Annotated in this window: 23 protein-coding genes; 8 read left to right on the top strand and 15 right to left on the bottom strand. The window is 38.9% G+C overall.

Translation table 11 applies throughout. From position 1 onward, the window contains the following. Positions 1 to 28: 28 nt before the first annotated feature. From M5E07_RS15825 to tviB, 10 genes are read right to left on the bottom strand one after another with little or no spacing between them, the layout of a single operon-like run. The gene (locus tag M5E07_RS15825; RefSeq protein WP_252220697.1) at positions 29 to 799 is read right to left on the bottom strand and encodes an oxidoreductase; all 771 of its coding nucleotides are present in this window, start codon (positions 797 to 799) and stop codon (positions 29 to 31) included. A 3-nt stretch (positions 800 to 802) separates the two neighbouring features. Continuing rightward, positions 803 to 1,489, bottom strand: a complete 687-nt coding sequence (locus M5E07_RS15830) for an acylneuraminate cytidylyltransferase family protein (RefSeq protein WP_252220699.1) — start codon at positions 1,487 to 1,489, stop codon at positions 803 to 805. Between the two features lie 10 nt (positions 1,490 to 1,499). Next, on the bottom strand, positions 1,500 to 2,471 hold the full coding sequence (locus M5E07_RS15835; RefSeq protein WP_252220701.1) for a Gfo/Idh/MocA family protein: 972 nt from the start codon (positions 2,469 to 2,471) through the stop codon (positions 1,500 to 1,502). A 1-nt stretch (position 2,472) separates the two neighbouring features. Continuing rightward, on the bottom strand, positions 2,473 to 3,525 hold the full coding sequence (locus M5E07_RS15840; RefSeq protein ID WP_252220703.1) for a nucleotidyltransferase family protein: 1,053 nt from the start codon (positions 3,523 to 3,525) through the stop codon (positions 2,473 to 2,475). Continuing rightward, entirely contained in the window at positions 3,518 to 4,162 is a 645-nt protein-coding gene (locus tag M5E07_RS15845; RefSeq protein ID WP_252220705.1) for a PglD-related sugar-binding protein, read from the bottom strand. Before M5E07_RS15845 ends, M5E07_RS15840 begins: the two co-directional genes overlap by 8 nt. Beyond that, positions 4,163 to 5,257 carry an N-acetylneuraminate synthase family protein gene (locus tag M5E07_RS15850; RefSeq protein ID WP_252220707.1) on the bottom strand — a complete coding sequence of 365 codons (1,095 nt, stop codon included), beginning with the start codon at positions 5,255 to 5,257 and terminating at the stop codon, positions 4,163 to 4,165. It abuts the gene before it with no gap. Then, a complete protein-coding gene (neuC, locus tag M5E07_RS15855) occupies positions 5,247 to 6,383 on the bottom strand; it encodes a UDP-N-acetylglucosamine 2-epimerase (RefSeq protein WP_252220709.1) in 1,137 nt (378 codons plus the stop codon). The genes M5E07_RS15850 and neuC overlap by 11 nt, the downstream gene beginning before the upstream one ends. Position 6,384: 1 nt before the next feature. Further along, complete coding sequence (locus M5E07_RS15860) at positions 6,385 to 7,536, bottom strand: LegC family aminotransferase (RefSeq protein ID WP_252220718.1); 1,152 nt, start codon at positions 7,534 to 7,536, stop codon at positions 6,385 to 6,387. Then, positions 7,536 to 8,732 carry a UDP-N-acetylglucosamine 4,6-dehydratase gene (locus tag M5E07_RS15865; protein WP_252220720.1) on the bottom strand — a complete coding sequence of 399 codons (1,197 nt, stop codon included), beginning with the start codon at positions 8,730 to 8,732 and terminating at the stop codon, positions 7,536 to 7,538. Before M5E07_RS15865 ends, M5E07_RS15860 begins: the two co-directional genes overlap by 1 nt. A gap of 18 nt (positions 8,733 to 8,750) precedes the next feature. Then, positions 8,751 to 10,028, bottom strand: coding sequence for a Vi polysaccharide biosynthesis UDP-N-acetylglucosamine C-6 dehydrogenase TviB (gene tviB / locus M5E07_RS15870; RefSeq protein ID WP_252220722.1), 1,278 nt, complete (start codon positions 10,026 to 10,028; stop codon positions 8,751 to 8,753). A gap of 205 nt (positions 10,029 to 10,233) precedes the next feature. Here tviB and M5E07_RS15875 point away from each other — a divergent pair, with 205 nt between their 5' ends. The 5 genes from M5E07_RS15875 to bamJ (M5E07_RS15895) all read left to right on the top strand — a co-directional run bounded on the left by M5E07_RS15875 (position 10,234) and on the right by bamJ (M5E07_RS15895) (position 15,794). After that, on the top strand, positions 10,234 to 11,337 hold the full coding sequence (locus M5E07_RS15875) for a polysaccharide biosynthesis/export family protein (protein WP_252220724.1): 1,104 nt from the start codon (positions 10,234 to 10,236) through the stop codon (positions 11,335 to 11,337). Then, on the top strand, positions 11,337 to 11,765 hold the full coding sequence (locus M5E07_RS15880; RefSeq protein WP_116763153.1) for a low molecular weight protein-tyrosine-phosphatase: 429 nt from the start codon (positions 11,337 to 11,339) through the stop codon (positions 11,763 to 11,765). Before M5E07_RS15875 ends, M5E07_RS15880 begins: the two co-directional genes overlap by 1 nt. Before the next feature lie 18 nt (positions 11,766 to 11,783). Then, positions 11,784 to 13,967: a polysaccharide biosynthesis tyrosine autokinase gene (locus tag M5E07_RS15885; RefSeq protein ID WP_252220726.1), complete on the top strand. Its 2,184-nt coding sequence runs from the start codon at positions 11,784 to 11,786 to the stop codon at positions 13,965 to 13,967. A gap of 222 nt (positions 13,968 to 14,189) precedes the next feature. Further along, the gene (gene bamJ / locus M5E07_RS15890) at positions 14,190 to 14,894 is read left to right on the top strand and encodes a BamJ family beta-barrel-assembly machinery protein (RefSeq protein ID WP_116763157.1); all 705 of its coding nucleotides are present in this window, start codon (positions 14,190 to 14,192) and stop codon (positions 14,892 to 14,894) included. 210 nt (positions 14,895 to 15,104) lie between these two features. Beyond that, positions 15,105 to 15,794 (top strand): BamJ family beta-barrel-assembly machinery protein, encoded by a 690-nt coding sequence (gene bamJ, locus M5E07_RS15895; protein WP_116763159.1) that lies wholly within the window; start codon positions 15,105 to 15,107, stop codon positions 15,792 to 15,794. A gap of 89 nt (positions 15,795 to 15,883) precedes the next feature. On the opposite strand, the gene murJ is transcribed toward bamJ (M5E07_RS15895), so the two are convergent. Both murJ and ampD read right to left on the bottom strand, forming a co-directional pair. Next, positions 15,884 to 17,434: a murein biosynthesis integral membrane protein MurJ gene (gene murJ, locus M5E07_RS15900; protein WP_252220728.1), complete on the bottom strand. Its 1,551-nt coding sequence runs from the start codon at positions 17,432 to 17,434 to the stop codon at positions 15,884 to 15,886. 84 nt (positions 17,435 to 17,518) lie between these two features. Next, positions 17,519 to 18,094: a 1,6-anhydro-N-acetylmuramyl-L-alanine amidase AmpD gene (gene ampD / locus M5E07_RS15905; RefSeq protein ID WP_252220730.1), complete on the bottom strand. Its 576-nt coding sequence runs from the start codon at positions 18,092 to 18,094 to the stop codon at positions 17,519 to 17,521. A 148-nt stretch (positions 18,095 to 18,242) separates the two neighbouring features. Between ampD and nadC the strand changes: the two genes are divergently transcribed. Next, positions 18,243 to 19,088 carry a carboxylating nicotinate-nucleotide diphosphorylase gene (gene nadC, locus M5E07_RS15910; protein WP_252220732.1) on the top strand — a complete coding sequence of 282 codons (846 nt, stop codon included), beginning with the start codon at positions 18,243 to 18,245 and terminating at the stop codon, positions 19,086 to 19,088. Between the two features lie 128 nt (positions 19,089 to 19,216). Beyond that, positions 19,217 to 21,058 (top strand): LTA synthase family protein, encoded by a 1,842-nt coding sequence (locus tag M5E07_RS15915; protein ID WP_252220739.1) that lies wholly within the window; start codon positions 19,217 to 19,219, stop codon positions 21,056 to 21,058. 4 nt (positions 21,059 to 21,062) lie between these two features. Here M5E07_RS15915 and M5E07_RS15920 read toward each other — a convergent pair whose 3' ends face one another. Continuing rightward, positions 21,063 to 21,224, bottom strand: a complete 162-nt coding sequence (locus M5E07_RS15920) for an ABZJ_00068 family colistin stress protein (RefSeq protein WP_165815730.1) — start codon at positions 21,222 to 21,224, stop codon at positions 21,063 to 21,065. Positions 21,225 to 21,384: 160 nt separating this feature from the next. Next, the gene (gene rph / locus M5E07_RS15925) at positions 21,385 to 22,101 is read right to left on the bottom strand and encodes a ribonuclease PH (RefSeq protein WP_116763170.1); all 717 of its coding nucleotides are present in this window, start codon (positions 22,099 to 22,101) and stop codon (positions 21,385 to 21,387) included. Positions 22,102 to 22,294: 193 nt separating this feature from the next. On the opposite strand from rph, the gene M5E07_RS15930 reads away from it, so the two are divergent. Further along, positions 22,295 to 22,921 carry a TetR family transcriptional regulator gene (locus M5E07_RS15930; RefSeq protein ID WP_252220742.1) on the top strand — a complete coding sequence of 209 codons (627 nt, stop codon included), beginning with the start codon at positions 22,295 to 22,297 and terminating at the stop codon, positions 22,919 to 22,921. Between the two features lie 78 nt (positions 22,922 to 22,999). Here the strand turns inward: M5E07_RS15930 and M5E07_RS15935 are convergent, their stop codons facing one another. Continuing rightward, the gene (locus M5E07_RS15935) at positions 23,000 to 23,617 is read right to left on the bottom strand and encodes a thiol:disulfide interchange protein DsbA/DsbL (protein ID WP_116763175.1); all 618 of its coding nucleotides are present in this window, start codon (positions 23,615 to 23,617) and stop codon (positions 23,000 to 23,002) included. Between the last annotated feature and the right edge of the window lie 142 nt (positions 23,618 to 23,759).

Genomic DNA, 23,759 nt, shown 5'->3' on the forward strand with positions numbered 1-23,759 from the left:
CATGCATTTATATTGCTATGGATTTAACTTATAAACTAAAACCATCATCTACAATAATATTCTGGCCAGTTACATATCTTGATTGCTCAGAAAGCAAGAATAAAACTGAACCTATGATTTCTGTAACATCTAGCATACCTGCTCCGTGCGTATGACTCTTATATGCTTCTAAAAATGGTTCAGGTTGATGATCAAAGATACCACCTGGACTTACACAATTAATGCGGAACCGACTATCGTTGACATAAGCAACTGTGTATTTGTTTAAATGGAGTGTTGCTGATTTAATTGCAGCATACTCAACAGGCATTGTCATTTTCGTGTTGTTATAGATATCAAATTTTGGAGCAACTACTCCGTAAATAGATGAGATATTTACAAGCGAAAAAGGAGTCTGACATTGTGTAAAATATTTTGCACATTGCTGTGTGAACAAAAACATACTACCTAAATGAAGTGACAAGTTCTCATTAAAGCTTTCTAGAGTCACATCAAAAAAATGTGAACCATAAGTCTTATTACGTGGATATGTTGTATTAACAGCTCCATCAATTTTAAGATCTGTTAAAAAAAATGACTTTACACTTGTTTCATTTGTTACATCCAAAGAAACCAACGATAACTTTTCGTTGGTAGGATCAACTCCTAAACTACGTAATCGAGTTTCCATAGATTCAACGTTTATATCAGCAGCAATAACTTTTGCACCTTGCTCTAATATAGCCGCCACTAAACGCGTACCTAATAATCCACCAGCACCTGCTACTAAAAAGGTTTTATTCTGTAATAAATTTTGCATCAATTATTCACCTTTAATAATAGCTTCTGCTAAACGAAAATCGTAAATATCATCAATATCTACGGCTCTTGCTTTTGGCACTTCAATACTCACAACTTTCCCTGAAAATAAACCATAGTTATTCAATACAAACTGAGGTGTTGTCGCATAGACTACCGTTGTAATATCAAAAACTTTCGGGGCATCTTGACGGCGTGACACCTCGCCTTCAGGCTGATTTACAAGCTCAACAAAACCAGACTCGTTGTACTTAACCATATTGAAATATGGACTGCGGCTTGCTGGTGTAACTGCAATACAAATATCAGCAGTTTCAGCTTGTCTTTTTAGAATCGCAGCTTCTACATCGTATTGGCTACGTAATGGACTAGTTGCAGGCAAACTAACAAAACCATCAAATGAACCGTAGTGCTCAGTTGCCCACTCAATGGCATGACGCCAAGACAACCATTCCGGGCTTTGATCAGTTGCTAGTTCAGCAGGTCGCTCTATAAGAATTGCTCCACATTCTATAGCGACTTGAGCAATAGCCTGATCATCTGTTGAAACAAAAACTTGTTCAATCAAATCCGATGCTAAAGCTGTATCAATTGAATACTGTAATAACGGTTTTCCAGCCAGTGGTTTAATATTTTTTCCTGGTAAACCCTTAGAGCCGCCTCTAGCAAAAATAAATGCAAAATTTCTCATATAAGCAGCCTCATTTTTTCTTCACAAATTCTTTCATCTCTACAATAAGCCCTACTGTTCTTTCAGCTTCTTGTAGACTAATAGATTGGTTTGGCTGCCCATTTATTTTTCTAATAAAATCAGTAACCATTTCTAAATACATTTGATTTTTATCCCACTCAGGAGCGCTATAAATTTCTTGTCGCTCTTTAGCAGTAATCAGCACAACTTCATTTTGAATTAAATCCCACTCAATACATCCTTCACTGCCAATAAAACGACATTTACGATGTGCTTTACGCTGCAGGAAATCTAAGTGGATATTAACAACAGTTCCTTTCGATGTTGTCATTAAAAGATCTGCATTATCCTCAACTTCTAGCCCTAGCTCTTCTGAAGCACGTAAAAGGACATGTTGAGGAGTAAGTGAGCCTAAAATCCATTGAGCATAATCCAACTCGTGACTCAGCTCTAGGAGGACTCCTCCCCCTAATTCAGCTCTAGCAGATACTGTTTCGCGATAATCCTTAGTAGGTCGCCAATCTGGTAAATACTGTCCAATTTCAATAAAAGCATTATATAAGTTACCAATGACACCCTTTTGTAGCATTTGTCTTACTTGCTGCGCTGAAGGTAAATAGCGCAAACAATAACCTACTGCTACAGGTGTTTGATACTGAGCTTGAGCATATATTAATGCTTGAGCATCTGTCTGGGTAACTGAAACTGGTTTTTCTATTAATACAGGAATACTAGCTTTAATGAGCGGTATTGCATGTTGAGCATGGAAAGGGGCAGGTGAAGCAATTATTGCAAACTGAACTTGCAACTGAATAATTTCATCAATACTTTCTGCTATATGATCACTATCAGTTACTGGCTCTTTAGGAGTACGACCACTAGCAGACATCACAATTAATTTTGCTTCTGGAAAAAGCATTTTAAGGTTACGGCGATGTCGGGTAGCAATATTACCTAAACCAATAACAGCAATATTTTTCATATTATTCTAAACCCAACATATGAATATCTTTTTGCGCACGATTATAATCTTCCATATGTCCGATATCCAACCAATATTCGTGTAAAGGATAACTCGTGACCTTTTGCTGTAAAGTAATCTGCTGTTCTAATATTGTTGGCATTCCTATAAATTCAGCATTCACCTGCGCAAGTAACTCAGGAGAAATCACATATATGCCGGTATTTATATCAAAGAAATAGCTTGGCTTTTCTGTCATGCTTTGTATGACATTATCTTCTGAATTAACCACGCCATAAGGTATTTGGTACTGAAATTCACGCACACACATTGTTGCTATCGATTGATTTTTCTCATGAAAATCTAACAGTTTACCAAAATTCATATTGGTAAGTACATCACCATTGATGACCACAAAAGGTAGTTTAATTTCTTCTTTCGGCAACAAGCTTAATGCTCCACCTGTACCTAGCGGATCATTTTCATGCACATATTGAATTTGAACATCAAATTTTTCACCATTGCCAAAATGCTCGTGAATAATTTCAGGCAAATAATGTGTTGAAATATAAAACTTATAAAATCCTTGCTCTTTTAAACTTAATACGATGGTTTCTAACAGCGGCTTTCCACCAACGGGTAACATAGGTTTTGGACATTTATCAGTCAATGGGCGTAATCTGGTACCAAAACCACCTGCCATAATAAATACAGGGTTTTCTTTTCTTTTACGGCTAATTAGGTCTTCTAGCGTAATAATATTAACCAATTGACCTGCTTTTAAAACAGGTAAAGCCAAATAACGCTTTTCTCGCATTATTTCAAAAATCTGTCGATTGGTTAATTCACCCTCTTCAATTGAATAAGGGGTTAGATGCATAATCGTTTCAACAGAAGCATGTAAGTCTTGCCCTTTAAGCAAGCCACGACGGATGTCACCATCCGTTATACTGCCGAGTAAATGATTATCTTCATCGACCACTAGCACAATTCTTAACGCATACAAGTCTAACAACTCTAATGCTTTTAATATTGTGTCTTTCTTGTTCAGAACTATTTTTTTTACATCAATCATTACGTTTTAATTCCTTCGCTGGTGCACCGACATATGTTGTATGCACTAAAGTATTTTTTAACACTACAGCACCAGCGCCAATTATTGAGTGTTCACCCAACTTCTTTAATTCTAGAGGCCCCTTACCTGGCAAAATTGCAGCATTTGTGCCAATGTATACGCCAGTACCCACATGGATACAACCAGACAAATTCACGCCTGGCATAATCGACACGTAGCTATCAAATTTACAGTCATGCCCAATAGTGCAGTTGAAACTCACCACTACAAAATCTCCAAAACTGCAAGAGTTGGTAACTCTTGCACCAGCAGCAATGATCACGCCTTTAGAATGATGTAGTTGTTCACGAATTCCAAAACCTAATGTGGCCTGAGAATGGATTAAATTTGGAAAATTCAAATGAGGATAAAATTCATAAATTTTTTGACGAATTTTCGGAGCAGCGATACCTATAGTAAAGTCAATATTGGCAACACCAACGATTTCAGATTCCAAAAACACAGGGAAACCTAACAAAGTTTGGTTTTGCCCTGCTTCCTTTTCTAAAAAGCAAATATCGGTATAACCTTGATCGAGAGCTAAATCTAATAGCTCTTTCGCAAAGCCGCTAGTTCCAAAAATCGCCAGTTTTTTCATTTATAGTTCAATAAAATCATTCTTTTTAAATGCTTTGGTTGCATAAGTCCCCAAAACATCCCAATATTTATTTGGTTCTAAGACAACCTTACCAGCACGTTTGGTTGTAATATTTTCTTCTGTAAACAGTTCACCTTCGGCAATCTCTTTACTCGCCACAATACTACGTCGCACTAAGTAATAATTATCGCTTTCTTGCTCTAGCATAAATTTTATGCCATCACCAAGAGCTGCATGGGTTTTATGCAAGATCTCAACATAGCTCTTAAATTCATCAGCTTCCATAGACGCTGCATGGTCTGGTCCAGCCATATTTTTATCAAGCGTTATATGCTTTTCAAAAATCCGAGCACCTAAGCTCAAACTAATGACTGCTGCATATTCATCTAAAGTATGATCAGAATAGCCCGTCGTTAATCCAAAAACATTTTTAATTGTTTCAATCGCACGTAAATTGGTTTGCTCAAATAGTGCTGGATACTGCGTCACACAGTGCAAAATTGATACCTGTTCTTTTAACTTTTTACGAACAGCAAATTTTGAATATGACTCTCTAAATAATTGTTGTGATGGTCTAACCTGAGTACCTTTATCAATCACAAATGCAAAAACAGACAATGCTTGTTCAATATCTCCTAAACTTGCTGTACCGGTCGACAAAATTACATGTTTTCCAGTACATGCCAATTCATATAAAAATGGTAAGTTAGAAATATCTGCCGATGAAACTTTTAAAAATGGTACATCAAGGTCGTCAACCAAAAACCTTAAGCTTTCAGAATCAAAAGGGGTTGAAATAAACGTAATATTTTCTGCATAACAAAAGTCCTGAATCTCTTTTGTTTGCTCATAAGTCAACTCAAGACTTTTCACAAGTTCAAGCTGGCTTTGTGCTGAACCCGTATTTTCTTTCTGGTAAGCAGCCATTTCTGTTTGATCTGAAAGCAGACTATCAGCCTTAAAAGTCTGAAATTTAACCGCATTAGCCCCACATTCTTTTGCTTTTAAAATGAGTTCTTTTGCCAGTTCTACAGAACCATTATGATTCACACCAATTTCAGCAATCACATAAATTTCATTTTCATCAAAGATCATAAAATGGCGCCTTTTTCTTAAAATCTATTGTCTTAATTACTTCTATAATTTTTTGAGAAGTATTTCCGTAGCCCAAAGGAGGATGAACCTGCTCCAGTTCAGATTTTGGAAATTCCTGCGCCTGCTTTAACGCATTCTGAATCTCAATTTGATCAAGTTTTACGTCAATAATCGATTTACAACGTAATCGCCCTTTTTGACGGTCACCAATATTAATCGTAACTATTTGTAATGCAGGCGCTTCTGATAAACCACTAGAAGAATTCCCAACCATTGCAAGTGAGTATTTCAATACACTCAAATAGTTCTGGATACCAAAACTCTTGACCAAAAGTACACGGTCTGGCATTTCTGCTTTTAATGCCAACATCGCTTTTACAATTTCTGTATTTCCATTGTCCGCATTTGGGTAACTAAAAACAAAATTGAGGTTCTCTTGAGCCCTTAATGCCTTAAACAATGGTGTTACATCTTCATCATTTAAGTTGGTTTCAGGGTGGTAGGTGATTAAAATATAAGGCTGTGCGAAATTAAAGTCATAGATTTTATTTAATTCGTCTAGGGTTCTAAATTGCGTGCGCTGAATATGATCAAGCCCCACGGCACCTACATTAAAGACTTTTGTTGGCTGCTCACCAAGTTGAATAATTCGCTTTTGATATGGTTCAGCGGCAGCAAAATGAATCGTTGCCATTTTTGTAATTGCATGACGGATTGATTCGTCATAAGCGCCTTCTGTAATTTCACCACCATGCAAATGCGCTACAGGAATTTGCATAATCAAGGCAGCTTGCGTCACGGCTAATGCCTCAAAACGATCACCCAAAACCACCAGCAAATCGGGTTGCATACGGCGCAATGCATCTGCAAAACCGAGCAACCCCACTCCCATAGACTTCACAACAGCACTTGGAGTGTCTGAAGATAGTAACATTTCCACCGATTCTGTAATTTCAAAACCATCATTAACAATGGTTTTCCACGTTTCTCCATGCTCAGGAGAATAATGCATTGCCGTGGCTAAAATCTGTAGCTCAAGGTCTGGATCACTTTGTATATCTTTCATTAACCAATACAGCAACCCATATTCTGCTCGGGTTCCTGTAAATACGGCTATTTTTTTCATCTCAAAACTCCAAAGGAACAGAGCTTGGGATATTGACAACGCGCTCTTCTAACCAATTTGAATGTGTTAAATGATCTTGTAACGCATTCTTGTACATTGGTAATTTGGTCATTAATGTCCAAATTGGACGAGTCATTACTTTACTTTCGTTAGTACTGTGCAATACCTGATCTCGATGCGCTTTATTTTCACAAATAATCGCATTTAACCAATAGTTTGAATGACAGTCTTGAGGTTCTACAAAAAATTGAGTATCTGAGTCTTTAAAAAACTCTAAATAGTGCTGAGCAAGGTTTCTTTTTTTATCAAGGAAATCATTTAAGTTTTCCATTTGAGCACAGCCTAACGCAGCATTTAAATTTGGCATACGATAGTTAAATCCGTTCTCATCATGATAAAACTCATAGGGATGAGGAATTTTTGCAGTGGTCGTAATATGTTTTGTTTTGATACCAAGCTGTTCATCTTGACATAAAACCATTCCACCACCACCCGTGGTGATAACTTTATTACCGTTAAAACTTAATGCTGAAATTGGACCTAAAGTCCCTGTATGCTGACCTTTATAATATGAGCCTAAACTCTCCGCAGCATCTTCCACCAATGTTAAATGCCATTTTTGACATACAACCATTAACTCATCCAATTCTACAGGATGACCAAATGTATGCATTGGTACAACTGCCGAGATTCTCTGATTTGTTGCTTTGTGACGACACTCACCCAAATCATTAATATAAGCATGTTCTTCTAAATATTGTGCTAATGCAGCAGGACATAAGCCCATCGTTTTTAAGGAAACATCAACAAACAATGGTTCTGCACCGATGTAGGAAAGTGCATTGCATGTTGCGACAAAAGTTAATGCTTGTGTTACTACAAGATCGTCTCGCTTAACGCCTGCCATCAGCAATGCAACATGAAGTGCAGCAGTGCCATTCACCGTAGCTACAGCACGCTTAGCTCCTGTGAAATTTTGCATTTTTTCTTCAAACTCAGTAACAAATGCGCCAACACTTGATACAAATGTACTTTCTATTGTGTCTAATACGTACTGTTTTTCATTTCCAATAAAACGGGGTTCATGCAGTGGAATGAATTGATCCGTTTTATAAATATCACGTACAAATTGATTAAATTTTGCAATTTCCACTACATTTTCCCATCTAAATATAGACCAGTTTCTTTATGACCAAAGTTAGGCATCATATAGTTAAACAAATCAACTATTTCTTCTTTGTTCCATTGTTTTGCTTCTAACATTGCACTGATTTTATTTTCGAAAGTCTGTAATTTATCTTCTTCAATATTTAGTGCATTTTTAATTACGCCTAAATTGTTAAAACGCTGCATATCCAGAACTTCATGATCTGTGAAAAATTCTTCAAAATCTTTTTCACCAGTCGTCGTGCTACCAGCAAATAAACATGGCCACTTACCTTGTTTTGGTAAAGTCTTAATTAATTCTCGTGCTTCATCTTCAGTCTCACAAAGATGTGGTTCATAACCCAAATGCTTTAAATATTTCACTGCAATATCAGCAAAAGTAATGAGGTGTAAATGTTCACTTAATTTTGGGAAGAAAATATCTCTGTTTTCACCCAATAAACATGACATTAAACAAAGTTCACCCGATTCTTTAGGAGTCACAAAATAACGTCGAATATCGTTTGGAGCGGCAATTGGTTGTTGTTTTTGAATACGTTGATTAAAGCCATGCAGTAATGAACCATCCGAAAATGCCACATTCGCAAATCGTGCTGTCGAGATGTCAATATATTGACTTTGACGCATTAAAAACATTTCCATAATCCGTTTTGAGCCACCCATCATATTGACGGGGTTAGCGGCCTTATCGGTAGAAACACAGAAGTATTTTTTTACGCCTTTTTCTATAGACTGTTGAATTGTTTTTTCAGTATTTAAAATATTGACATGAATCATTCGCATTAAAGTATAAGGATCTTTTTCACTACGAACATGCTTTAACGCAGATAAATTTAATACATAATCAAATTTTCCGTCATTCTGAATAAATGCATCATACTCATCAGATCCAATGTCTAATGCAAAAGTTTGAAAGTCACCCTCAATGTAACCAAATGAACTACGAATATCTCGCACAACCTCAGTTAAATTGTTTTCAGAGATATCAACAACATGTAACTTTAATGGGTTTCTTTTAAAAATTTCTTTAACTACAGCTTGACCTATAGATCCCGCACCGCCAAGGACTAAAAATTTTGAAGATGAAACAATATTTTTTAATTTTTCATCCCATAATTGAATATCATCAATAAAAAGTTCTTGCTTACGACCAATTAATTCTAATTGAATATCAACTGACATTATTTAAAACCCTACTTCCTAAAGTCTAATATTAGATTCTTCTTTATCTAATATATATTTCAAATCGTATAAGACATGATTCTGTTTACCCAATGCATGCATTTCTTGTGAGGTCATTGCCTTAAATTGATCATGTGCAACTGCAAGAATAATGGCGTCATATTGCCCTGATTCTAAATTTTCAACAGGGGCCAAACCATATTCTTGTTTCACCTCTTCCGGATCAACCCATGGATCATAAATATCCAAATCTAAGTCATAATCTTTGAGTGCATTGACCATATCGATGATTTTACTGTTTCGAATATCTGGACAATTTTCTTTAAAACTCAAACCCATCACTAAGATTTTTGAACCGACAACCTGAATACGCTTCTTCACCATTTCTTTAATGAGTTGTGTCGCTACATATTCACCCATGCGATCATTCAATCGACGTGCGGCTAAAATAATTTCTGGGTGTAATCCAATCGATTGAGCTTTATGGGTTAAATAATACGGATCAACCCCAATACAGTGCCCTCCGACCAAACCTGGACGGAATGGTAAAAAGTTCCATTTGGTTCCAGCAGCCTTAAGGACATCTTCTGTATCAATATCTAATTTATTAAAAATGAGTGCTAACTCATTGATTAACGCAATATTCACATCACGTTGGGTATTTTCAATGACTTTTGCAGCTTCAGCCACTTTAATACTAGGTGCTTTATGTGTACCTGCCTCAACAATTAAATTATAAACCTGATCGACATAGTCAGCAGTTTCAGGCGTAGAGCCTGAAGTAATTTTCAAAATATTAGTCACACGGTGTAACTTGTCACCAGGATTAATGCGTTCTGGGCTATAACCCGCAAAAAAGTCTTGATTAAATTTAAGTCCAGATACTTGCTCTAATACAGGAATACAAACTTCTTCTGTTGCACCAGGATAAACGGTTGATTCATAAACAACGATATCGCCTTTTTTTAATACTTTCCCGATACTTTGGGATGCTTTAATTAATGGTGTTAAATCAGGTTGTTTAAAGTCATCAATTGGCGTTGGTACGGTTACAATAAAAAAATTGCAGTGTTTTAAATCTTGTAATTCTGCGGAATAGCTTAATTGCGTTGCAGCCAATAGTTCATCAGGAGTGACTTCTAGCGTATGGTCTTGCATACTTTTTAATTCATCAATTCGTTTCTGATGAATATCGAACCCCACAACAGGGACTTTTTTCCCAAACTCTACCGCCAATGGCAACCCCACATACCCCAGACCAATAATGGCTATTTTTAACTCTGAATTCTGCAACATGTGTTTGCCTTGATGCCCGTGCTCATTGACTTTGGAATAAATTAAATGCCATTTTATCGGCTTTTGGCTAATATAACAGAAATACATTTTGTCTTAACGCAAATGCGTATAAATAAATTATACAATTTGTTATAGTTAGCTAAATTTTGAATAGATACACTCAATCTCATCCAAAGATTGAAATATTTTTATAATAGGGTTCAGAGTGAAATTTCTACAATATATTGGCCTTTTGGGGTTCACACTCAGCACTGTCGGTTGTGCTCTAGCGCCCGGCCTACAAACATATGATTTACCTGAACAAGGAATCTATCAAACCGAACTTGGAAGTTCTGTAAATGTTATCCAGTTAAACCAAAACACTTTGCGTCATTTACAGCAAAACCAAAATACTGATATACAAGATATTTCACGTTTATTTCGCCATTCTCAACTTAACTACAAACTTAGTCCTGGCGACATTCTGTCTATCTATTTATGGGCTTATCCTGAAATTACGCCACCTGTAAGTAATGCTAACAATGATCAATCGATTCAAGCCAACGGTTTCCAAATTGATCAAACAGGATATATTCAATTCCCAATTATTGGACGCTACAAAGCAGCAGGGAAGTCACTTGCCCAAGTCAATCAGGAACTGCGCAGCCAACTTTCTCGCTATTTAAAAACACCTGACGTGATTGCACGTGTCCTGTCTTATCAAGGGCAGCGTTACTCTGTACAAGGCAATGTCATGAAAGGCGGGCAATTCTTCCTGAGTGATCAACCTGTGAGTGTCTATACAGCACTTGGCTTAGCAGGTGGCGTTAACACACAATTCGGTGATAACACCTCCATCACTTTGGTTCGTCAGGGTCGCACCTTTCAATTAAATAGTATTGATTTAGAGAAAGCAGGTTATTCACTGCACAATCTTTTAATTCAACCCAACGACACACTTTATGTAAATTCAAAAGAAAATCAGAAAGTTTACGTGATGGGTGAATCTGGTAAAAATCAATCCTTATTGATGCGTGATCAGGGCATGACCTTAAGTGATGTCTTAGGTGAAAGCCTCGGTTTAAATCCAAATACCGCCAGTGCCAGTCGGATTTATGTGTTACGTAGCGATGCGCAAACGCAACAAACTGAACTGTATCATATGAATTTACTCAGTTTGGGTGATTTCGGTTTAGCCAATCAGTTTAAAATGCGCAGTAATGACATTGTTTATGTAGATTCTACTGGTTTAGCCCGTTGGCAACGTGTTGTGACCCAAATTCTACCTTTCTCAAATGCTTTATATAATATCGACCGTTTGGGGCAATAATGCATATTCAAAATATTCTCGTGGTCTGTATTGGAAATATTTGTCGTAGCCCGATGGCTGAATACTTTTTAAAGCAGGAATTTCCTCAACTTCATGTTGAATCAGCAGGAATCTCTGGTTTAATTGGTCATAATGCTGACGATAAAGCCATTTTATGCATGCAAAGGCATGGCATTGATATGCAGGCACATATTGCAAAAAAATTAAATGCCGACCTAATAAAAAAATCCGACTTAATTTTAGTCATGAGTCAAAATCAGCAAAAGCATATTGAGCAAACATGGCCCTTTTCCAAAGGAAAAACCTTTCGATTAGGTCACTGGCAAGGTAAGAATGTCCCTGACCCTTACCAGCATGAACAAGCCGTTTTTGATGATACCTGTCAGCTTATACAAAACTGTATAAATGACTGGAAGAAACATATTTAACCCATTGATAGCAAAATTATGAGCCAAAATACCAATACAGAAGACACAATTGATTTAAAAGAGCTGTTCTTTTCGTTAATTGCTCAATGGAAACTGATTGCATTATGTACCATCTTAAGTTTGGTGTGTGCATTACTCTATTTAAGAACAACTCAAGATATCTATGCGGTTGATGCACTCATACAGGTTGAAGATAGCAAAGGTGCAGGTACCGCAGCTTTATTGGGTGATTTATCATCAATGGTCGACCAGAAGTCCCCTGCCCAAGCTGAAATTGAAATTCTGAGATCGCGTTTGGTTTTAGGGCAAGTTATTCAACAACTGCATTTAGATTTTAGTATTTCATCAACAGATGATACGATCTTTCATCGTTTACTCAATCAAGATAGTTTTCAAACCGAGTATCTGCCACAGGCTGTTACTTTTTACAATAATGAGCAGTCATTTCAGGTTCGAAAATTTGATGTCCCTACTGAATACCTCAACAAACGACTGCTTTTAAGTTTTGAGGATAAACAATTTACCCTGACCGATCAAAAGACGGATGAAGTGGTTTTTAAAGGGACATTAAACCAAGTCAACCAAAGTCGCTCTTCTGTTGGTACTTGGAATATTGGCATTTTTAGCCGTGACCCATTAAGTTCAAGTTACAATGTTCAGAAAATGTCTTTACCAGCAGCTGTGGATACGGTTCTCCAGAATTATTCTGTGGCAGAAAAAGGCAAACTCACGGGTGTACTTGGGCTCAATTATCAAGGTGCAGATAAAGAGCACATCGCAAAAGTCCTGAATTCTATTTTAGTTGCCTATAGCAAACAAAACATTGAACGTCGTTCTGCTGAAACAGCACAAACTTTAAAGTTCCTCGATGAACAATTACCAGAGTTAAAACAGCAACTCGATGTGGCTGAACGTGAATTCAACAAATTCCGTGAACAGTACAACACCGTTGATGTCACGAAAGAATCTGAACTTTATCTGACTCAAAGTATTAGTCTTGAAACTCAAAAAATTGAACTGGAACAGAAGCAGGCTGAACTTTCAGAAAAATACACTGCTGAACACCCAGCCATGCAACAAATTGATGCCCAGCTCGCAGCAATTAACAGTAAAATTAAAGAGTTGAATGCGACGCTAAAACAATTACCAGACCTGCAACGTCGTTATTTACAGTTATATCGTGAAGTTGAAGTTAAACAACAGCTCTACACTACACTATTGAACTCTTATCAACAGTTACGGATTGCTAAAGCGGGTGAAATTGGGAATGTCCGTATTGTCGATACAGCCGTATTGCCAATTGAACCCATTAAGCCTAAAAAATTGTTGGTGCTGTTGTTATCGATTTTTGTCGGTGGGTTTATCGGTGTATTAATCGCATTAATGCGAAATATGCTACGTACGGGTATTAAAGATTCTGGTCAAATTGAAACTGAACTCGATCTTCCTGTCTATGCGACTGTGCCACGTTCACCTGTGCAAGAGAGTCGTATTAACATTATCAAGAAGAAGAAACACATTCCTATTCTTGCTGTTAAAAATAGCGATGATATTGCGATTGAAAGCTTACGTAGCATGCGGACTGCCATTCATTTCGCACTGAACAATGCGCGTAACAACATTATTATGATTTCAGGTCCCGCACCAGAACTCGGTAAATCATTTGTATCAACCAACCTTGCGGTTATTTTGGCACAAAGCAACAAGCGTGTATTGTTGATTGATGCGGACTTACGTCGTGGCTATTTACATAAGTATTTCCATCAAGATAACCAAGCAGGGCTTGCTGAATACCTCAATGGTCAACATCCACTTGAGAACATTCTCAAAACCACAGAAGTTGAAAATTTATCGGTGATTACTCGCGGTAAGAGTCCCGCAAATCCATCTGAGTTACTCAGTACTGAACGCTTTAAAAACTTATTGGAACAGCTATCTACCCAATTTGACCATATCATTGTCGATACGCCACCTATTTTGGCAGTTACCGATGGTATTATCATTTCCCAATACGCAGGCGTTAACCTTGTGATTGCACGTTATGGTAAGACTCAAATTAAAGAACTTGAGTTGGTAGTCAATCGCTTTGAACAAGCGAGCGTTAAAGTGACAGGTATTATCTTAAACGATATCCAACGTACGGCAGGCTCAAGTTATGGTTATAACTATGCCTATGCCTATAAAAATGCGAAAGATGACTGATAGCTTAGCAATCATTTTTCACCTAAAAGGATCAGCATGACGCTGGTCCTTTTTATTTGTATAAAAAATGTTTTAGGTAATCAGTCTGTTATAGCTTCTTTACCTATACAGGCATATAGTAATATCCAAATATATAGTCGGTTGAAATACCATCTAAGCATTAAAAAATTTGCTAAAATAGCAGCAAATTTTTGATTACTACAATGAATTTTGGAAAACCCTATGAGTAAAGCCTTACCCATCGCTGTTGCTGTAATTTTAGGCGGTGCTGCACTTGTTCCAGTTTATTATGCCACCAAACATCCTGAAGCAATCACATCAAAAGCCTCTAAAAATGCTTCTGCTGTTGAAAAAATTAGTTATGCTTTAGGTTATGAAGTTGCACATCAAACACCTCCTGAACTTGACATCAATAGCTTTGTAACAGGCGTACGTGAAGGTCATGCTCGTACACAACCTGCATACACTGAACAAGAATTACAGCAAGCTTATCAGCAATTCCAACAAGAAATGCAGAAAAAACAGGCAGATCAAGCTAAAAATGCACAGAGCGCAAGCGACAGCTTCCTTACAGAAAATGCCAAAAAGCCTGGGGTAAAAACGACTGCTTCTGGATTGCAATATATTATTACTCAAGAAGGCACTGGCAAGCAGCCAGCGGCTGACTCGGTCGTGACGGTACATTACACAGGTAAATTGGTCGACGGGAAGGTATTTGATAGCTCAATCCAACGTGGTGAGCCAATTGAGTTCCCACTCAATCAAGTGATTCCGGGTTGGACCGAAGGCTTACAATTAATGAAGGAAGGTGGTAAAGCCACTTTATTTATTCCAGCGAAATTGGGCTATGGCGAACAAGGCGTACCTGGTACGATTCCAGCCAACAGTACACTGATCTTTGATGTTGAATTGATTAAAGTGAAGTAAAAAATGAAGGAGAGCTCGGCTCTCCTTCTTTCACTTTCAATATTAATTTTGCACAATATACAGGTTTCAATCGAACAAACAGATCGACTCAAAATGATTTTAACGTGAGACTGATTTAAATCTAACACGCAAAAAATAAAAAAGAACTGTCATCGATATTCCCCCAAACTTGTAGATATTCCGACACGAAAAATACTTTAGGAAGGTTGAATGAAAATACAAATTCTCTTGGCATCGGCGCTGTTATTCAGTGCGACTACTTTTGCAAAACCCATTACCACCAGCAGTTCAAGCTCAGAACAGGCTGGGTATAGTTTTGGCTATTTAATGGGTCGTACCAATGCCGAATCAATGAAAGATTTAAATCTCGAAGCCTTCATTCAAGGGCTCAGAGAGGCCGCTCAGGGCAAAGAGGCTTCATTAACAGATGAAGAAATGGCACGCGTCCTAACCCAATATAAAAAACAGGCAGAAGCCCAACAACTGATTGAATTAAGAAAACAAGCTGAAGAAAATAGCAAGATCGGGACAGCCTTTTTAGCAGAGAATGCTAAAAAGGCTGGCATGCAAACCACGGCGTCAGGATTACAATATCAAGTGCTTAAAGCAGGCACAGGAAAAACCCCGAAAGTCAGCTCAAAAGTTAAAGTGGATTATGAAGGTCGTCTGATTGATGGCACCATTTTCGATAGCTCGATTGCACGTCAACAGCCTGCCGAATTCCAAGTCAATCAAGTCATTCAAGGCTGGACCGAAGGCTTACAATTAATGAAAGAAGGGGCTAAATATCGCTTCTTTATTCCTGCTCATCTCGCCTATGGTCAGATTGGTTCTGGCGATATTATCGAGCCGAACAGCACGCTAATTTTTGATGTCGAATTATTACAAGTACTGCCTTGAAAAAAAGGGACTGATCACAGTCCCTTTTTTCGTTCTAAATCAATTCACCGTAGCAAGCATTGAGTTTAGATTTCAATTTAAAATCAGACTTATGGGCGTAAATCACGCGGACGGAAACCCATTACAATTAATCCGATCAGGTAAGCCACAACGCCAACGACGCACAAGCCAATCACTTCGGCCACACGCAACCATTGGGATAAGCTACCGTCATACCAAGTTAAGCCATAAGCCAATGCAGCAATCATGACAATATTAGCCACAGCATATTGTAAAAACAGCTTTTTCCAATGCGAACCAAAGCGGAAAATATGACGTTTATGCAAGTAGAAGTACAACATGCCTGCATTGACTAAAGCCGAACCAGAAGATGCCATTGCCAATGCCATGTGTTCGGCCTGCCAATCAATCAATTTAAAGAAACCAATAAACACCACGTTCAAAATAGCATTTGCTGCTACCGCCATTAAACCAACACGTACTGGGGTTTTGGTATCTTGCTGCGCATAAAACCCGGGTGCAAAGACTTTAATCAACATGAAAGCAATGACCCCTGCACTCATACACTGTAAAGCCAGCGCTGTCATTTGCGTATCTTCTACAGTGAATTCACCCCGTTGAAACAAGGCTTGAATAATCGGGGTCGAAAGCATAAACAAAGCAATACTAGCAGGAAGCCCAACCAAAACAATGACTTTGGCAGCCCAGTCCATCATGCCACGGAATTTATGTTGATCTTGTTCCGCGTGTCGTGCCGACAATGACGGCAAAATGACCGTTCCGATGGCAACGCCAATCAGGCCCAATGGTAACTCGGTCATACGCTCCGCACTATATAGCCATGACACAGAACCATCCTGCATAAAGGATGCCCAAATGGTATTCAGCAGTAAATTAATCTGCGTCACGGATACCCCAAACAACGCTGGCAGCATCAACTTCATGATGCGGTCGACACCTTCGTGCTTAAAATCAACCTTCGGTGGAATTAATAAATTTTTGCGCCAAAGTTCTGGAATCTGAATCGCAAGCTGTAACACCCCCGCCACGACCACTGACCAACCCAAGGCCATAATCGGTTCAGCCATATACGGTGTGAGCCACCATGCTCCCGCAATCATTGCCACATTAAGGAGGACTGGCGAAAATGCAGGCGAAGCAAATGAGCCATAACTGTTCAAAATACTGCTGGCAAAGGCGGTCAGTGACATGAACATTAAATATGGAATGGTGAGGCGGAACATGCTCACGGCCAGATCAAATTTCTCTGGATCTGAATGGAAACCCGGCGCATAGATATACAAAATTGCTGGCGCGGCCACCATCGCGATAAATGTCAGCAAGGTCATGACCGTCAGTAAACCACCAAATACACGACTGATGAGAATTTGGACTTCTGCATGTGTCTTACTGGTTTTATATTCGGTCAGTACAGGAATAAAGGCTTGTGAAAAGGCACCTTCCGCGAATAGGCGCCGAAAAAAATTGGGGATACGGAAAGCAACCACAAATGTATCGAAATCCTTCCCTGCACCAAAGACATTGAGCAAGACGATATCACGTACTAATCCGAGTACACGAGACAACATGGTCATTGCACTGACAATAAAGGTCGATCGCCAAAGCGCCATCGTATCCACCCAGTTAAAAAATTAGTCGCTATTGTAATGAAACTTGTGAAGAAAAATCGTTGTTAAATGATTAACCTCAACGGAAATGTCTCTTTATTTTGAGTTCTTTATCTGTTGCACCAAGCTTCTGAACTTCACCCAATCAAAGTAAGGACCTGGGTCAGTTTTGCGCCCTGGTGCAATATCAGAGTGCCCTGCCACATGCTGTTGTATCGCTGGATAAGCCTGTTGCAAACTCACCACCACTTGCGCCAAAACCTGATATTGCAGGGTTTCAAAGGCACAGTCATCGCTTCCTTCGAGTTCAATTCCGATGGAATAATCATTACATTCCTGCTGCCCTAAATATGAAGAGCGTCCTGCATGCCAAGCCCGTTGCTGAAAATTCACAAATTGTAGTACCTCTCCAGTACGTAAAATCAGCAGATGTGCCGAAACCTTCAGGTCTTGAATGGTTTCAAAGTAGGGGTGTTGCGTTGAATCTAGCTGGTTCTGGAAAAATTGCTGGATATAGCCTCCCCCAAACTGCGACGGCGGTAAACTGATATTATGAATCACCACCAATTCAATTTTTGCCTCTGCTGGTCGCTGATTAAAATTGGGCGATGGAATTTGCTTCGCACCGATGAGTTGACCATCGACAACCTGAAAAGACGAGCGCTGCTGCATAATCCATTCCTCGCTATATTGAAGCTTTATTTATAAGTACACCATGCTAAAACTTTCATCATAAAATCTCAAATCTACGGCATAAACTGTAAAGAACAATGTTAAGATAACGCGCAATTTTCATGGGTTAAAAAGACACGGAAAGACTATGAGTATTTCTCCAACGCTGCTTGAACAATCAATTCAAATCAATATTCAACAAGCACTCCAAGAAGACATTGGTGATGGGGATATTACGGCCTTATTAACCCCCGAAGATGAGCAAGCGACTGCAACCATCATTAGTCGCGAAGACATGATTCTTGCAGGTCAACCTTGGGTGGATGCCTTAATTCAGGCTTTTGATGCTTCAGTTCAAGTCACTTGGTTAAAACAAGACGGCGATAAAGTTGCAGCCAATGAAGCATTTCTAAAGCTTGCAGGCTCAGCGCGCAGTCTACTGACCGTCGAGCGCCCTGCGCTGAACTTTATTCAGACTTTATCTGCGGTTTCGACCAAAACTGCTGATTATGTCAAACAGCTAGATGGTTTAAACACCAAATTGCTCGATACTCGCAAAACCCTACCAGGTTTACGTATTGCGCAGAAATATGCCGTTGCAGTAGGCGGTGGGCAAAATCATCGCTTAGGCTTATTTGATGCATTCTTAATTAAAGAAAATCACATTATGGCAGCAGGTGGCATTGCCGAAGCCATTGCCAAAGCCCATCAGATTGCGCCGGGCAAACCTGTCGAGGTTGAAGTTGAAACTTGGGATGAACTTAATCAAGCCCTTGAAGCCAAAGCGGATATTGTGATGCTGGATAATTTTAGTCAGCAACAAATGATTGATGCCGTCCAACATGTCGCAGGTCGTTGCAAATTAGAAGCATCGGGTAACATCACCATTGATAATTTACGCCAAGTTGCCACGACTGGCGTTGACTATATTTCAATGGGTGTACTGACTAAAGATGTCAAAGCGATTGATTTATCGATGCGTTTTAATGGCTAATAATTGATCAGATTCTAGTGGTCACTGTTAAACGTGATCACCAATTTTGAATCTATATAAAGTGCATTGAAAATAATCTTGAAAGTTCTATAATCCTGAGCTGCCTTTCTCCTCCCTCAACATCTGTTATGAATATCTGGAAACAGCAACTTTTATTTTTGCTGATTGCCCTCGTGTCTGTGGCCTTTTTCTGCCTTTATCCTGCCCTTCCACGCATCCTGAATAATCCCGAGCAGTATCTTCAGCTCAATGGCGCAAAAATTGTCATTTCAGTGCTGATTAATTACGCCCTGATTTCCTTTATTTACTTATTGTTCAGAAAAACCTTTATTACCATTTTTTTTAGTCAGTTTATTTTTTTATTACTGATTTTTATCAATACACAAAAAGAAAAATACTTATCGGCCAGTTTAGTGCCTAGCGATTTCTTATTGATTAAAGAAACCTTTGTTGTTGCACCTTGGTTACTTAAATTTTCGGTCCTATCAGGGGCTGCTGTATGTATTGCCCTTATGGTCTTTCTCTACCGTAAAGAACGGCTTGAGAAAAAACGCCTGTTTTTCTCAAATGCTTTACTGTCTCTTTTCGGTTTAGGACTTTTTGTTAGCGCAAATTTTAGTAATAACTTTGGTCAGTTATGTAAACAAAACCAGCTCGGCTGGCTATGTGAATATCGACAAGCTTTTCCCAACACCAAAGGTGATTGGATCGGTGATCATCTCACCATTCAAAAAATTGGTTTTATTCCCTTCTTTTTTTCAAAATCTATGGATAGTCTGAATACTCGGCTATTTAATACCGAAAATATTCCTGAACCCACCATCAAAGCGCTATATACACCTTTTAGCACAACTCCACCTGTGCTCAAGGCGCAACAGCAACAGCCCAATATTGTAATAATTATGAGCGAGGCACATTGGGATGCACGTCAGTTGGGCAAAAGTATTCCGCAGAACATCACCCCAACACTTGATCGCTACCAAACCTCAAGTTTGCTTTCGCCAAGTTTTGGTGGCGGTACAGCCAATGTGGAATTTGAAGTCCTGACCAGTTTGAATATCTATTTAAATCATAATGAATTGATGTATGTGTCCAAACTGAAACGCCCCACTTATTCCTTGGCCACTTATTTGAATAGTTTGGGTTATGACACCACTGCCATGCACAACAGCGGTAAGTTTTTTTACAACCGCAACACGGTTTATCAAAACTTAGGCTTTAATCGCTTTACTTCGCTGGAAAATATGACCAGTGCACAAGATCGTGCCAAATATATCAATCAGGCGGGTTGGGCAACGGATGATTTACTCTATCAATCCATTCACAAGCAACTGAAACAAACGGAACAACCGCAATTTATTTATGCCATTACAGTCGAAAATCACTTTAACTACAATGATGATCGTTATGGTAAAGATCATTTCAACATTGATCAGCAAGGCCTCAGTGAGCGTTCCAAACGCCAACTCAACACCTATCTGACTGGCTTACAGCGTGCGGATCAACATGTTGAACAATTACTGCAAGATTTAAAACAACTTGAACGCCCAACCCTTGTAATTTTCTTTGGTGATCATTTACCAAACTTGGGGCAAGTCTATGATGACTATCATTTCTTTGCTTCAGCTCAGGAAAAAGCTGAAAAGAAAGATGTGAAGTTTTTTAGCACACCTCTAGCCGTCTGGAGTAACTACCCAATTGATCGCAGTCTTTTCCAGCAAAAAAATATTGCAGCACATTTTCTTGCGCCTAAGGTGCTGACAGCGGCTCAATTGCCACTGCCCCCTTATTACCAATTTATCCAAGCTGTAAATGCCTGTTATAGTGCCATTCATCAAACTGGGGTCGAACTCAATCCTGAATGTAAATATCCGCATCCGCAATTGTTAAACCAATACAAAGATTTAAATATGGATGTGCTGAATGGGAAGAATCATAGTTATCAACTGCTGACTCAAAAGGCATCTTAAGTTTTTATGATGCTGTTGAATCTTTTGAACTTTGCTGATCTTGTTGTGAGGGATGAGAGGTTTGATCCCAAGCAGATACCGTTTGTTTTAATTCAGCAGGACGCGGATCACAGGCCATTAATGCAAAGGTCACCACTGCACAAAACAGTATAAAGAATTGAGCCATAAATTCATGCTCCAATAAAATGAATGGCATGAAGTTTACATAACGATCATGAGCATAAAATTAAGTGCATGTTATGGATTGATCTTGATTTGATTAGGTTTTGTAATAAAAAAATGCACCCTGATGGGTGCATTTTTAATGTTTTACATGATTAAGCGTATTACCAACCCAAAGCTTCTTGCTGCTTCTGGATCAGCGCTTGAATGCCTTTTTCAGCCATTTCTAACATGTCATTGGTTTGAGTACGGGTAAACGGTTTATCTTCCGCAGTGCCCTGAATTTCAATAAACTCGCCTGCTTGCGTCATGACAACATTCAAGTCGGTCTGGCAGTTTGAATCTTCTTCATAGCACAAATCTAACAATACTTCGTCTTTAAAAATGCCGACAGAAATAGCAGCAACTAAGCCTTTTAATGGATCATGCTTAATTTTCTTTTGTTCAAGCAAAACATTCATGGCATCAACTAATGCAACTGCTGCACCTGTAATCGCAGCAGTACGTGTGCCACCATCGGCCTGAATCACATCACAGTCAATGGTAATGGTATTTTCACCCAGTTTTTTTAGATCGATCATGGCACGTAAGCTACGACCAATCAAACGTTGGATTTCTTGAGTACGTCCAGACTGTTTACCACGTGCCGCTTCACGGTCACTACGGGTATGCGTTGAACGTGGCAACATACCGTACTCTGCGGTTACCCAACCTTGTCCTTTGCCTTTCAAGAAACGCGGTACAGAATTATCAATACTGGCAGTACATAGCACTTTGGTGTGGCCAAATTCAACCAGCACAGAACCTTCAGCATAACGTGTGTAATTGCGGGTAATTTTTACATCACGTAATTGATCTAGAGTACGTTGGTCGATACGCATAATTCGCCTTTAATCTTGACAGGAATTCGTTGCGCACAAGTATAGCAGATGCAATCTCGTCAAATGGGATATCCACAATCCTGTCATCAAAAAACCCCGTTGAATAACATGCCACGACTTTTTACCCCCAATTTCTGCTGTTTTTTTGGACAAAAAATTTGTTAAACTCTATCAAAACCAGTCGAGAGCTATTATGTCGATTAGAGATGAACGTAAACAACAAAGTCGCCAAGCCCTGCTGGATGCTGTCTTAAGTTTAAGTTCATCAGGAATTTCTTTTAGCAGCATGAGTTTGCGAGAAATTACGCGCCATGTTGGTTTGGTTCCAACGGCGTTTTATCGTCACTTTTTAGATAAAAATCAGCTCGGTTTAGAGTTAATTGATCAAGTTGCCCTACAACATAAACGGGTCTTGCATGAACTCAAGTTAGCCTCCTTACTCCAACAACATACCGACATAGAACCTCGCCTAGATCAGTTTTTTACAGCCGTACAACAACATCCTGAATGGTGGATTTTTATTAGTGCTGAACGTTGGGGCGGCAGTGCTTTATTACGCTATGCGATTGCCCGAGAAATTGAGTATCTGATTGAAGATTTGAGTGATGAACTGAGTGAAGTTGAACCTACTTATGCTGTTCAAGACCTTCAAGTACTGGCTAATCTGCTGATTAATTTATCTTTTAATTGGGCCATGTCTTGGATTAATTTAATGGTTAGCACCGACACCCCACAACTGATACAGCAACGGCTAAGTTTTAAAAATCAAACCGTTCAACAAATAGAGTTGCTGTTTCGGGGCATCATCCATAAGAAATAAAGGCTTCTGCCTATCCTTGATCCAGAAAAGCTCTCATAAAAAAACCTGCAACAATGCAGGTTTTTAACACTTCACAGATTATTTGGCTTTACGCTCTTTCTCAACCAAGTAGCTCACGACTTGCGTCACTTTGGCATCTTCACCCTGTACCACATATTTACCATTCACCACCACCGCAGGCACACCTGTTAACTGGTATTGTCTAGCCAGTTGCTGTGATTGAGCAACTTTCGAGGTAATCATAAATGAGTTAAACATGCTGTTAAATTTAGCTTCAGGAACCCCATATTTGCTAAAGAATTTCGCTTGCGATTTTTGATCAAAAATCTGTTGACCATTCACATGGATCGCATGGAACAAGGGTAAATGGGTCTTTTGACGTACACCTAATGCCTCAGAGACATAGTAACCACGTGCACCTTGCTCCCACACTGGGTTCATGGATGCTGGGGTACGCACAAAACGCACATCTTTTGGAATATTTTTTAGCCAAGTCTGCATATGTGGTTCTAACTTAAAGCAATGTGGGCAACCATACCAAAAGAATTCACGCACTTCGATTTTTCCTGGCACTTCAACTTTGCCTGGGTTGGCGACTACCGTATAGTCCTTGCCTGCAACAAAATTCGCTGCCATAACACTACCAGAAAATGCAAATACGGCCGTTGCAAGGCTACCCAAAAGGAATTTTTTCATTGCGTTTGTTGTCCTCTAAATCATTATGATGAGCTTATGCGAAAACTATAAAACAATTTAGTCGATTTCGTTTTCCTTCTGTGAACTTTTTTACTGCTTTTATCGCTTTTTTTAGAATTAACGCTACACTAGCCCTATTGAT

The sequence above is a fragment of the Acinetobacter tibetensis genome (assembly GCF_023824315.1).
GTDB lineage: Bacteria > Pseudomonadota > Gammaproteobacteria > Pseudomonadales > Moraxellaceae > Acinetobacter > Acinetobacter tibetensis.